Origin of the sequence: Acinetobacter calcoaceticus (assembly GCF_051947995.1) — a bacterium.
Classification (GTDB): Bacteria; Pseudomonadota; Gammaproteobacteria; order Pseudomonadales; family Moraxellaceae; genus Acinetobacter.
The window spans coordinates 387,564-400,705 of record NZ_JBLVVH010000004.1; the positions used below are offsets into that span (position 1 = coordinate 387,564).

Below are 13,142 nucleotides of genomic sequence, written 5' to 3' on the forward strand. Positions count from 1 at the left end.
AGAAGGTTACAGAAGACAACAATTGTCGATCAATTTGGTACTCCAATTTATAACAAAACCCCACTAGATATATAGTGGGGTTTATTTAAAAGATCAAGTATTATAAATAGTTAACCCTGTAACACACTTACATCTGCAATTGCCGTGAATAAATCACGCAACTGAGCCAGTAGACGTAAACGGTTGGCTTTTAATTCAGCATCATCAGCCATCACCATTACACCTTCAAAGAAGGCATCGATTGGCGCACGAAGCGCAGCAAGCTTAGACAAGGCTTCTGTGTAGTTACGTGCAGCAAGCAATGGCTGAACCACAGGTGTTAACGCTTGGAGTTCTGCATAAAGTGCTTTTTCAGCCGCTTCAACCAGATTCGCTTCAACCACAGCACCTTCAGGCGCTGCTTCTTTAGCAAGAATATTGGCAACACGTTTATTTGCCGCAGCCAATGCAGCCGCTTCTGGCAATGTGCGGAAATGATTGACCGCAGTCACACGCTTGTCAAAATCAAGTGGCGATTTTGGTGCAAGTGCTTGAACTGCTTGAATCACATCAACCGCAACGCCTTGGTCTTCATACTTGGCACGGTAACGACCTTCAAGGAAAGCAACTGCATCGGTACGGGTCTTGTCATGATCTTTGATGATGTCGCCATAACCTTGCAAGGCAAAGTTCACCAATTCTTCAATCGTAATGTCTAATTCATTTTCAATGATTAAACGTAAGATACCGATTGCAGAACGACGCAATGCAAATGGGTCTTTCGAACCTGTTGGTGCTTGACCAATACCGAAAATACCAACCAATGTATCTAAACGGTCCGCAAGGGCAATGGTTGTACCGGTTTTGGTTTGCGGTAATACATCGCCTGCAAACTTAGGTAAATACTGCTCACCTAAAGCTTCAGCAACTTCGTTATTTTCACCTTCAAGACGAGCATAGTACGTGCCTGCAATCCCTTGAAGTTCCGGGAATTCACCCACAAGCTCCGAGGTTAAGTCACATTTAGCCAATAATGCTGCTTTTTCTGCATCGGCTGCATTTGCACCGGTAATCGGTGACAATGCCACAGCCAGTTTGGCAATACGTTCTGATTTATTCCAAAGGGTACCCAACTGTGCCTGAAAGACCATGTTGGCTAATTTTTCTTTACGAGACGCAAGCGGTTGCTTCTGGTCTTGTAAGAAGAAGAACTCCGCATCGGACAAACGCGGGCGAACCACTTTCTCATTGCCTTCAATAATTTGAGTCGGGTCTTTAGACTCAATATTTGAAACGGTAATGAAGTAAGGCTGTAATTTACCTTCGGCATTGATTAAGCAGAAATATTTCTGGTTATCTTGCATGGTGGTAATCAACGCTTCTTGCGGAACCGCCAAATAGCGTTCTTCAAAAGTCGCACGTAAAGCCACAGGCCATTCAACCAGACTGGTCACTTCATCAAGCAAGTCTGCTGGCACAATTGCGATCGCATTGACTTCATCTGCCAATGTCTTCACTTGGGCTTGAATCGTGGTTTGACGCTTTTCAAAATCAGCAACCACATACGCTTTTTCTAACGTTGCCAAGTAGTCATTCGCATGTGCCAAAGTCACAGCTTCAGGTGCATGGAAGCGATGACCATAGGTCACGTTACCTGTTTTATGATCTTGAATGGTTGCATCAATCACTTGAGCATCTTTCAGCAATACCACCCATTTGACTGGACGAACGAATTCTGTACGGCTTGCCGCTGAACGCATGCGTTTTGCGATTGGCAAGTTATCCAGTGCAGTCTGTAAAATTTGCGGCAGTAAAACGTCTAGGCTTTGACCTTTGACATCTTTCAGGAAGCACACTTTTTCAACTTTACCGGCCTGGAAAGTCGAAAGCTGGTCAACGGTAATGCCTTGACCGCGCATAAAGCCTTCAAGCGCTTTGGTTGGTTTGCCTTCAGCATCATAGGCAGCTTGTACCGCAGGGCCATCAAAACGTTTTTGTGTATCTGCCTGAGCTGCATCGATATCAACAATTTTTAATGCTAAACGACGTGGCGCAGCATACGCTTCGATCGAGGCGAAATTTAAGCCTGCATCTTTTAAGCCTTTTTCAGTTTCTGCTTTGAGTGCATCACGTAAGGTTTTTAAGCTTTTTGGTGGAAGCTCTTCACAGCCAAGTTCGAATAAAACTGTATGTTTGGTCATTATTTATTCTCCTTCGCTTTTTCAGCTTGGGCTGCTTCTGCTTCAACTTGTGCTTTGAGCTGAGCCAATACTTCATCACGCAAATGCGGTTCTGCCATCGGGAAACCAAGTTTGGCACGGGCAACCACATAACTTTGTGCAATTGAACGCGCCAAGGTACGAACACGTAAAATATAACGTTGACGTTCAGTCACGGAAATCGCACCACGTGCATCCAGCAAGTTAAAGCAATGCGATGCTTTAATCACTTGTTCGTAGGCAGGAAGTGGCAATTCAGCTTCGATTAAACGAGAGGCTTCAGCTTCATAGAAGTCAAACAATTCAAACATTTTATCGACAGGTGCGTATTCGAAGTTATAGGTGGATTGCTCAACTTCGTTTTGATGGAATACATCACCATAGGTCACTGTACCGAATTGACCTTTAGTCCAGACCAGATCGTAAACTGAGTCTACGCCTTGCAGGTACATTGCCAGACGTTCTAAGCCGTAAGTGATCTCACCTGTGACTGGATAACATTCGATACCACCCACTTGCTGGAAGTAAGTGAACTGAGTCACTTCCATACCATTTAACCAGACTTCCCAACCTAAGCCCCAAGCGCCAAGTGTTGGAGATTCCCAGTTGTCTTCCACGAAACGGATGTCGTGTGTCAGCGTATCAATCCCGATTGCTTTTAAGGAATCGAGATAAAGCTGCTGGATATTGTCCGGGTTTGGTTTAAGCACCACCTGGAACTGATAATAGTGTTGTAAACGGTTCGGGTTTTCACCATAACGACCGTCTTTCGGACGACGTGAAGGTTGAACATAAGCCGCGTTCCAGGTTTCTGGCCCCAACGCACGTAAGAAGGTTGCAGTGTGGAATGTCCCTGCGCCCATTTCCATATCATATGGTTGTAATACGACGCAGCCTTGCTCCGCCCAATAGTTTTGTAGGGCAAGAATCAAGCCCTGAAATGTGTCAATATGCGATATAGCACGACTCATGGTGCATCCACTGGAATCAAACAAAAATTGTGGTTAAGTATAAGGATTTTGGTGGTGGGTGGCAAAGGCTTCTAGCACTTCGCTCGCAAGTTCTGATCAGAAATAAAAAATAGGGCAACTCTTCTTAATTATATTTATAGACCGATTAAAACAGATTGAAATGGGAAGCCTGCTTTTAACAGGAAAAATCCTCACGTCATCTCATGACGTATAGCATCTCTCATGCTCTTAATTTCACAATGTGGACATGTTAATTTTTAAACGATCCTCTCTGTTTTCTTCAGGTCGTTTGAAATGTCTGATCGCATTCGTGAAAAGCTGCAAATTTTAGCGGACGCTGCCAAATATGACGTGTCCTGTTCTTCCAGTGGCAGTGACCGTAAAAACAAAGGCAAGGGGCTTGGAGATGCCAGCCATTCAGGGATTTGCCATAGCTATACCGAAGATGGGCGCTGTGTTTCCTTGCTGAAAATCCTGTTCAGTAATGTCTGTATTTTTGATTGTGCTTATTGCGTGTCACGCCGTTCTAATGACATAAAACGTGCGGCCTTTACCGTGCAGGAAGTGGTTGACCTGACCATCAATTTCTATCGTCGTAATTATATTGAAGGGTTATTTCTCAGCTCGGGCATTTTCAAGTCCGCAGACTACACCATGGAACGCATGCTACAGGTGGTGAAGAAGCTGCGTCTGGAAGAAAATTTTAACGGTTATATTCATCTCAAAACCATTCCGGGTGCTTCCCCGGAACTGATCCATGAAGCAGGGTTATATGCCGACCGGATGAGTATCAATCTGGAAATGCCGACAGAAGCCGGACTGAAAACTTTTGCCCCTGAAAAATCGCATCAGGAAGTACAAAAAGATTTGGGTCTGGTTCGCGATCGCCTGATTCAGTTGAAGGATGAGCGGCAGGTGATCAAGCATGTGCCAAAATACGTGCCTGCGGGACAAACCACACAAATGGTGGTGGGGGCGCATCAGGAAACCGATCAGGATGTACTGTTAATGGCGGATCGGCATTACAAGGAATTTAAACTTAAACGGGTTTATTTCTCGGGTTATATTCCGATCAATACCGAGAATCATTATTTACCTGCTGTGGGTTCAGCGCCACCGCTATTACGTGAAAACCGACTATACCAGAGTGACTGGTTGATGCGTTTTTATGGTTTTCAGGTCAATGAAATTGTAGATGAGCGTTTTCCGCATCTTGATCTGGATATTGACCCGAAACTGAGCTGGGCCTTACGCCATCCTGAACAGTTCCCGGTGGATTTAAACCGTGCCGATTATCAGATGGTATTGCGTGTGCCCGGCATCGGCGTGAAATCAGCCAAGAAAATTGTGCAGGCAAGACGTTTTGGCAAAATCCATATCGATTTATTGAAACAGCTCGGTGTGGCCTATTCGCGGGCAAAGTTTTTTATTCGCTGTGAAGACAGCCCACGTTTTCAGAAGGAACTTTCTCCTCATTATATCCGTCAGCAAATCCTGACACAGGGTTCCTCAAAATACGTGCAACAACTTTCACCGCAGCTAAGTTTAGGCTTTTAAACGTGTTCACTGATCCAGTGGCATATTGCTTTGATGGCTCCATGGCGGGACTGCTGAGTTGTGTTTTTCGGGCCTTTCAGTTCAAAGAATTTGAGGTGCAGCTGTGTCTGGACAATCAGGTCCAACATGGCCTGTTTGCCAGTCTGATTGAGGTGCCGACGCATGAACAGCAGGCGCAACGGGTCTGGGCAGGCCTGCAACAGAAACTATCGCAATCGGCCTTGAGACAATTCTATTTTACGTCTTTATCAGAATCGCTGGAGGCCTATCAGCATTTATTCAATTACTGTATTTATGTGTTCCGGCAGCAAGTTTCCGTTGAAAAAGACTATTCACATCCGAGTGTGCTGGCAATTGCGCAATGGACCAAAAAGGTCGGGCGTGAAAAACACCGGATGGAGGCATTTATACGTTTTAAGAAAACCTCGGATGGGCTATTTCTCAGTTTGGTACGACCGGATTTTAATGTATTGCCTCTGATTCAGCCGCATTTTAAACGTCGTTATCAGGATCAACGCTGGCTGATTTATGATGAGCAGCGTCAATATGGCCTGTATTATGACCTGCATGAGATTCATGAAGTCTCGATGGATGTGAATGAGGTCGACCCTAATATCGAAACGGGTTTTAGTCAAAGCTTCCAGTTAGAACTGGATGAGCAGGAAGCGTTATATGATCAGTTATGGAAAGATTACTTCAATAGCGTCAACATCAAAGAACGTCAGAATATTAAACTCCATGTGCAATATTTGCCAAAACGATACTGGCGTTATCTGAATGAAAAGTATCTTTAATGCTTGGGCGACGGACCTGAAAAGAAGTGTGCTTGAGAGCCACTTGCACTTTTAATTAAATCTGAGTAAAAAACAAGCTTGTCCTTACTTCTTGAATATGATTCTAAAAATGACAAAACCAAGAGCTAGAAAATGAAGAAATTAAGTTTTAAATGCCTATTCCTGGCAATGACCTGCTTAACTGTGGAGGTTATGGCTGAAACGCCGGATAAATCTAAGGATACTTATAGCCTTTGTGTGGATGAAACCATTCAGGAATTGGGACTGGGCAATATCAATAATGCAGTGGTGGAAATCTGCAGTAGCAGAACCAAAACATTATATAGCAAGCAGATCGTACAATTACTGGATCAAATCAAGAAGCAGAGTAAAGAATATCAACAGCCTGAACGCTACAACGACATTATGAAATCACAACAATTGTGGAAAAGTTTTGTGGATCAGGAATGTCGTAATGCGGGTGCGTATATCGGCTCGCCGATGTATGAGTATTGTCCGATGCAAAAATATGCAGAGCGAATCGAGCAGCTTAAGGAATACCTGAACTGATAAAATTTATTTTCAACAGCTTTACTCATAATCTAAAACTATAATTTAAATACACCTTAAGCTTGAGTAGGCGTATACTTCTGCCTCGAATAAAACAACACTATTCCAGCAAGGTGCATTGTGAGCTCTACCCAATCAGACTGGCTAAATTTTCTCAAACCTAACTATAAAGTCCTGCCTTTAAAGGAGAGGATGCTTTCCGGTGTCGGGGCTTTATGTGGCTTGGCGATTTCTTCACTCATTAGCTGGTACGTCTTGGGTGGCATGAATGCATGGTATATTGCACCCATGGGGGCTTCTTCGGTATTGTTATTTGCGCTACCCAATAGTCCCTTAGCGCAACCGTGGAATGTCGTGGTCGGGAATACCTTGGCTGGTTTAATCGGCGTTGCCTGTACTCATTTTTTACCTGATCTGACGAGTGCTTTTAGTGTGGCCGTCGGTCTGGCAATATTCCTGATGATGACCACAGATTCCCTCCATCCACCCAGTGGAGCAGTGGCGATTACCGCTGTGTTAGGAGGAGAAGCGGTACATCGGCTGGGTTTCCATTTTGTATTATATCCAGTGCTTTTGAACTCGATTTTATTACTGGTTTTTGCAGTGGTATTTAACCGTTTGATTGGACGGCATTATCCTTTGACGGCACATGTAAATGAACGTTCTAAAGACCCGACACCCACGCAGAAGGTCTCGATCCAGCCAAAAGATATTGAATATGCTTTAGAGCATCACACCGAGCTGTTGGACATTAGCCAATATGATCTGGAAAAAATCATTTTGGAAGCACAGGAGCGTGCCAATGAGCGTCTGGTCAATTCATTTGTCTGTCAGGATATTATGAGTCGGGATGTGATTAAACTGCATGAAAATGATGATATTTATCAGGCGCTGGATAAATTCAAGGCGGTTAACCTGATGAGCTTGCCTGTTGTCGATGCAGAAGAAAAACTGGTCGGGACGCTGGCTTTATATGAAGTGGTGGAATGGTTTAAAGGTGCGACCGATCCACGTAATTCATGGCAGCATTTTGTGCGCCAGATTATGAGCCGGAGAGTGGTAACCGTCGATCCGTTACAACCGATTCAGGATCTGGTGCCATACTTTGTTGAAAAGTCTTTTAACTATATTCCTGTGGTTGAAAATCAGCGTTTGATCGGCATCATCAGCCGTGCCGATATGATTGCGGCCTTGCAACAGCAGCTGAATCAAAAATTAAGTTAAAAAAAAGCTACGGTTGGATTAGGGGGAATTTCAACCGTAGCGACCAAAAAGGGAAAAGAGGATTAACGTTTTATGCCTTGGTCTTCATAGACTGTTTTCACAGGCTGGTTATAGCCTTGAACATGGTCAACACGCGCTTGCTCACGTTTTGGAATCACTAACCACAAAATCAGATATACCAAAATACCTGGAAAGGCAGCACTCATAATCGAGATCACAACAAAGATCAGGCGTAATAAATTGGCATTCCAACCAAATCGTTCCGCAATACCGCCCATTACACCAGCGATCATGCTTTGTTGGTTTGAGCGATATAAACCAGAGTTGGTCATCGAGTTTGTCTCCTTAAATTCATGAAACGGCAGCAAAAAGTAAAATATTCATTGAATGGCTGCTGTTATTTAAGAAATAGGGGCAATTGATTTTTTTTAAAGTTTAAACAGATGAGAGATTAGTTAAGTTGTGTAAATGGTTGCTGGAAAAAACAACAGTATCGCCTAAAATGCACCGACTTAAAGCACACTGCTTTTTAATTTGCTATTTCCATCTTGTTGCGGCCGTTTTGATGACTTTTTTAGGCAACGAACGGGCACCCAATTGAACCCTATATTTTATAAAATTTTAGGGAATGTAGTGAAAAGTACGCAATCGCGATGTTGATGTTAGAGATTTATGGTTATGCAGTTCAGGTTATTCTTACAGCATGTTAGTGTAGGAGTTTTATTGAGTCTAGGTTTGATGGCGTGTGATAGCCATCACGCTGAACCGGTAAGACAACAACCTCAGACGCAATCCGATCGTGAGGCGAGTCATGTCCTTGCAGACGAGCAAGAGCAAGCTTCCTCTGATACTGAAGCCATGTCACTCAATCAGGTTGCTGGACAAGCCACCTTGCCGCATCCTGTGGTACGTAAACATGATCATCATCAGCCTTCCGGGGCGGACTTGATTTATGCAGGCCGTTATCATGCCCGCATTCCCTGCACCGATCCTTTTGCAGGCTGTGTCAATAATGAAAAAGAAGCTGAATATATTCTGAATTTATTAAACGATGGTTCAGTGTACTGGACCAATACCAGTTTCGGACGTCTCGGTTCCGATCCTTCACGCAGTGTGGCCAAGATCGAGCAAACCTGTAAGCAGGTACACTGGCATGTGCATAAAGAACTGAATGAAATTATGGTACGTTGTGATGCTGCCGATTTAAATCTGTATTACCAGATTAACTCAAATCGGGATCTGGTTTTAAATCTGGACAAGATGTGGAATGAAGGGAATGGCAATAACCGGAAGTTCTTTAAAGAATATCCTTTTCCGCAGCAAGCCTATGTTTTTAAAAGGGTGGAATAAACGGCCATCTTTTGCAAAACAAAAAAAGAGCGCATGAAGCGCTCTTTTTTTACAGCTTGGATTAGTAATCGAAGCTAAAGTGTTCTGGTGCAAGTGAAGTCAAGGTGCGAGATGTTGTTACCATTGACTCGGCATGGCCTTGTGCACGTGGTAATAAACGGTCGAAGTAGAAATCAGCAACCTTGATTTTTGCTTTATAGAATTCAGGGGTTTCGATACCGTTACCTGCTTCGAGTTTCTCAGATGCAATCACTGCTTGTTGTGCCCAGAAGTAAGCCATCATCACATAACCAGAGAACATCAAGAAATCAACCGAAGCTGAAGAAACGATGTCACGGTCTTTACGTGCAGCTAGCATGATACGAACAGTTAAAGTGTTCCATTGTGCACAAAGCTTGGTTAAATCCCATGCGAAACGGCGTAAGTATTTATTACGTGCGTGTGCTGCACAGAATTTCAAGATTTCAGCTGTGTAATCACGAACCACTTTACCTTTTGAGCTTAACAGGACTTTACGACCAATCAAATCAAGTGCCTGAATCCCTGTAGTACCTTCGTACAAGGTTGAGATACGTGCATCACGTGCGATTTGTTCCATACCCCATTCACGGATATAGCCATGACCGCCATACACCTGCATACCATGGTTAGCTGCTTCTAGACCCAGTTCAGTCAAGAAACCTTTTAGGATTGGCGTATAGAAACCAAGTTTGTCGTCATATTCTTCAAATTTCGCCTGATCACCATTTGCCAACGCATCAGACATTTTGTCCGCAAGCTTGGCTGCATGATAGATCATTGAGCGGCCACCTTCAGCAATCGCCTTTTGCGTCAACAACATACGACGAACATCGGCATGGTGAATAATTGCATCACCTACACGTTCAGGTTCTTTTTTACCTGAAAGGGCACGCATTGACATACGGTCTTTGGCATACGGTAAAGCACCCTGGAAAGAAAGCTCGGCATGCGCAATACCTTGCACTGCGGTACCGATACGTGCCGTGTTCATGAAGGTAAACATGGCATGTAAGCCTTTGTTCACTTCACCGATCAAATAACCAGTTGCATTGTCAAAGTTCAATACGGCAGTTGCAGATGCTTTGATCCCCATTTTGTGTTCGATAGAACCACAAGACACGGCATTACGTTCACCTACACCACCATCCGCAGTCGGGATGAATTTAGGTACGATGAATAAAGAGATACCACGTGTACCTGCAGGTGCATCCGGAAGGCGAGCCAAAACGATATGGATGATGTTTTCGGTTAAATCGTGTTCACCCGCAGAGATGAAGATCTTGGTGCCAGAAATTTTATAGGTACCGTCTGCATTTGGCTCTGCTTTGGTTTTGACTTGACCTAAGTCTGTACCACATTGAGGCTCGGTTAAGCACATGGTGCCCGACCAGGTACCTTCAACCAGTTTAGGCATATAGGTATTTTTTTGCTCGTCTGTACCGAACTGCATGATGGTGTTCATACAACCTGTACTTAAACCTGGGTACATGGTGAAAGACCAGTTCGCGGTTCCCATCATTTCTGATTTGATCAGGTTTAAAGACATTGGCAGGCCTTGACCACCAAACTCTTCTGGATACGAAAGACCTTGCCAGCCACCCATCACAAATTGGTCATACGCTTCTTTAAAGCCTTTCGGTGTCGTCACCTCACCGTTATTAAAGGTACAACCTTCTTCATCACCTGACTGGTTGAGCGGAGAAAGCACGTTTTCGCAATAATCTGCCGCACCTTCAAGAATCATATCAACTGTATCAGCATCCGCATTTTGACCACTTGTCAAAGTTTGGTAATGTGCTGGATAATCTAACATTTCGTTCATTAAGAAACGAATATCACGGAGCGGGGCTTTATAAGCTGGCATAATCTTAATCCTGTATTTGAATCATTTTGGATTATCTGTTTCGATACTTTGATTATTCACAATGGTGATAAAAATACATTGATAATCACTGGGGAAAAGAATGTCAGAAAAGCGAATCGTCTAGATTCGATGAAGATGGAAAAATCACTTTTCTGTGGGTGTTTAAACTTATATTAAACGTGAAAAATACTTAATTCTATACTTGAAAATATAATGATATAAGGGTGTTTGGTAAAGCTATGCGTCTAAAATATTTAACTTTATGTTTAATGGGTCTCAGTCTTTCTGCATGTTCTCAACATGTCATTAAAACCAATCCAGCTACGGCGAACCTCGAGCAGAAGGCAGTGAATAGCCTGAATGCCATCTACGAATATCCAAGCTATGACTACCGTGGAAAATTCAATATTCATGTTGATCAGGAGCCGAGTAAAAATAAGGCAAAAGCTGAACCTGCCTCTTTAGATCCAGCGCTTAAGCAAAAAGTGGAACAATACTTAAAAGAGCAAAAGGTCAACTTAAACAATAAACAGAAGCAGGCTTTGTATACAGCACTGGCGCAGGAACAAAAAAGTGCTGGTCGTTCCAAGGCCGACAAGTTTACCCAGGTCATGACCAATATCCTGAACGAGATGCAGTTTGAATATGAGGGTTCGGTGCATTATCGTCAGAAAATGGGTTCCTTAAATCTGACGGCGCGTTATGAAAAGCCAACCTTGCTGGTGCAGGCCAAAGTGCCGATGGTGCTTGATCTGAATCATTATAAATTCTATATCAACTACTTCGCCTTGATGCCTTATCTGGTCAATAAAGAGAACCAGAACAAGCTAGCCTATCTGGATTTTTCAAAATATCAGGATGCTTTCAAGCAAGTGGATTACAAGAAATTTGCTGAATATGTGAAAGCATCCAGTGCGGTTTATTATCGTCTTGCCGATCAAAAGAATATTCAGGCCTTATCCGTTTCCTCTGCTGATCAGGCTGCAGGCGTGGTGGAAAAAATCCGTTTAAAAACCTCGGTTGAAGAACTGATCCTGCAAGCGAATTTATATAGCAAGGTCAATGAAAAATATTTGATGCAAAGCGTTTTAAATCTGAACGCACAGAATTTAGAAAAACTGGTTGTAGATGAAGTGGCGAATGCCGAGCAGGCAAAATCTAAAGCATCGTTACTCGATGCAAAAGATTCGGCAGATGATGCCAGCTTGGTAAGCCAACAGCTCTACCGTCTTGTAAATCAGCATTTTGGTGTTGAGGATGTCGGGGAAGCCGATGCTGATGAAAGTGCAGATACGGCGGAAGCTGCAGCGGCACGTGCAGCAGCGGCTGACGATAAAGCATCTGAATATCCAGAAGGAGCTGATGAGCTAGACGCAGCTGAAGATGAGCAGGCGGGTTTATCTGAGCAACAATGTACGGCCCTGCAAACAACCCCCAAAATCACCTATGGCGATGTACAGTATTGTCAAAGTGTTTATGGCATTGATGTGTTCTCGGATCAGCCAGCAGAACCTGGTTTCTTGACTTATATCCAGAAATTACAAGCGGTTGAAAAAGATTTCGCTGTTTACGATCAAAACCAGTTTATTGATGATCAGGCATTTAAAGCACTTTGGCTGAAACATCAGGCGGATATTGAGAAAGCTTTACCGCCTGTCGATAAACGTAATCCATTTGTGATGGATGTTGGACTGGATGCTAAAGGACGTGCTGTGAAGATTGACTATGATTTAAATTATGGTCTGCCTGAGTTGAAATCACGGTTTAATATCAAGGCCGATATGCTGATTTCCAATTATGGTCAAGGCACACCGATTGACCAGGCTCAGTTGAAGCAGGCGAAAACATGGGCTGAAGCCAGCAAAGGTTCAATGCTTGAGCAGGCAGTGAACAGCTTCTCGGAAAAGTTGGGGCAGGCGGGTATTCAGGAGCGCTCAGCCGAGCCATATCGCTTATCTTTAGATGATCAGCTCAACCTTATTGCCGAGCAGCGTTACGATGCAACACGTGCTTATGAGCCAACCTATAAGGCGGTGTTCATTGCCAAATTGACAGAAAGCGCACCACAAATTGTCCAGCGTTACTCAAGCCAAGAGTTGCAGGAGATTGCCAGTGTATATGCGTATTGGTATGCCGATGAGGATATTTATAATCCAGAAGGCAAAGCACTACAAAAGATCGAAACTTTGCAAAAGAAACATCATCTGCAAGATGAAGACCAGTTTGATGATGATTTAGGGCGTTCAGTTCACCATATTGTCAGTGATGCGATACAGGGTGAACAAGATCGTCAGGCATGGAAAAAGCTACAGGCTCAATACAAGCAGCCGCAACAGTTATTTGCCAAGCAATACCAAATCCAGTTCGAACAAGAAAATGGCGCTTCAACTGAGGAAAAAGTTTTACTTGCGCAAACGGCAAATATCTTGGGACAAGTATATGTCGATGCACGTAAAAACCGACTGTCTGAACAATCGATTAAAGCTTTAAAGATTGAACATAATGAATTTATTGATTATGAAATCTTTAAACAGGTCTATCAGAAGATGTTAAATCTGAAGTAATCCACCACAAAAAAGAGCCTGTAATATACAGGCTCTTTTTCTATCTAATT

The 13,142-nt window shown here is 43.4% G+C and carries 10 protein-coding genes; 6 read left to right on the forward strand and 4 right to left on the reverse strand.

Annotated elements, in window-relative coordinates:
- Positions 1-110 precede the first annotated feature (110 nt).
- Together glyS and glyQ are read right to left on the reverse strand one after the other, a co-directional pair.
- Positions 111-2,180: a glycine--tRNA ligase subunit beta gene (glyS, locus tag ACNQO6_RS10520; protein ID WP_440208923.1), complete on the reverse strand. Its 2,070-nt coding sequence runs from the start codon at positions 2,178-2,180 to the stop codon at positions 111-113.
- Positions 2,180-3,169 carry a glycine--tRNA ligase subunit alpha gene (gene glyQ / locus ACNQO6_RS10525; RefSeq protein ID WP_440208924.1) on the reverse strand — a complete coding sequence of 330 codons (990 nt, stop codon included), beginning with the start codon at positions 3,167-3,169 and terminating at the stop codon, positions 2,180-2,182. The genes glyS and glyQ overlap by 1 nt, the downstream gene beginning before the upstream one ends.
- Positions 3,170-3,463: 294 nt before the next feature.
- On the opposite strand from glyQ, the gene ACNQO6_RS10530 reads away from it, so the two are divergent.
- The 4 genes from ACNQO6_RS10530 to ACNQO6_RS10545 all read left to right on the forward strand — a co-directional run bounded on the left by ACNQO6_RS10530 (position 3,464) and on the right by ACNQO6_RS10545 (position 7,293).
- On the forward strand, positions 3,464-4,726 hold the full coding sequence (locus ACNQO6_RS10530) for a putative DNA modification/repair radical SAM protein (RefSeq protein ID WP_440208925.1): 1,263 nt from the start codon (positions 3,464-3,466) through the stop codon (positions 4,724-4,726).
- 2 nt (positions 4,727-4,728) lie between these two features.
- Complete coding sequence (locus tag ACNQO6_RS10535; RefSeq protein ID WP_440208926.1) at positions 4,729-5,520, forward strand: TIGR03915 family putative DNA repair protein; 792 nt, start codon at positions 4,729-4,731, stop codon at positions 5,518-5,520.
- 132 nt (positions 5,521-5,652) lie between these two features.
- Positions 5,653-6,069, forward strand: a complete 417-nt coding sequence (locus tag ACNQO6_RS10540) for a lysozyme inhibitor LprI family protein (RefSeq protein ID WP_440208927.1) — start codon at positions 5,653-5,655, stop codon at positions 6,067-6,069.
- A gap of 120 nt (positions 6,070-6,189) precedes the next feature.
- The gene (locus ACNQO6_RS10545; protein WP_440208928.1) at positions 6,190-7,293 is read left to right on the forward strand and encodes an HPP family protein; all 1,104 of its coding nucleotides are present in this window, start codon (positions 6,190-6,192) and stop codon (positions 7,291-7,293) included.
- 62 nt (positions 7,294-7,355) lie between these two features.
- On the opposite strand, the gene ACNQO6_RS10550 is transcribed toward ACNQO6_RS10545, so the two are convergent.
- The gene (locus ACNQO6_RS10550; protein WP_343579803.1) at positions 7,356-7,625 is read right to left on the reverse strand and encodes a PspC domain-containing protein; all 270 of its coding nucleotides are present in this window, start codon (positions 7,623-7,625) and stop codon (positions 7,356-7,358) included.
- A 346-nt stretch (positions 7,626-7,971) separates the two neighbouring features.
- On the opposite strand from ACNQO6_RS10550, the gene ACNQO6_RS10555 reads away from it, so the two are divergent.
- Positions 7,972-8,643: a hypothetical protein gene (locus ACNQO6_RS10555; RefSeq protein ID WP_343579804.1), complete on the forward strand. Its 672-nt coding sequence runs from the start codon at positions 7,972-7,974 to the stop codon at positions 8,641-8,643.
- Between the two features lie 61 nt (positions 8,644-8,704).
- On the opposite strand, the gene ACNQO6_RS10560 is transcribed toward ACNQO6_RS10555, so the two are convergent.
- Positions 8,705-10,528, reverse strand: a complete 1,824-nt coding sequence (locus ACNQO6_RS10560; protein WP_343579805.1) for an acyl-CoA dehydrogenase C-terminal domain-containing protein — start codon at positions 10,526-10,528, stop codon at positions 8,705-8,707.
- Positions 10,529-10,767: 239 nt separating this feature from the next.
- On the opposite strand from ACNQO6_RS10560, the gene ACNQO6_RS10565 reads away from it, so the two are divergent.
- Entirely contained in the window at positions 10,768-13,092 is a 2,325-nt protein-coding gene (locus ACNQO6_RS10565) for a hypothetical protein (RefSeq protein WP_440208929.1), read from the forward strand.
- Positions 13,093-13,142: the final 50 nt, after the last annotated feature.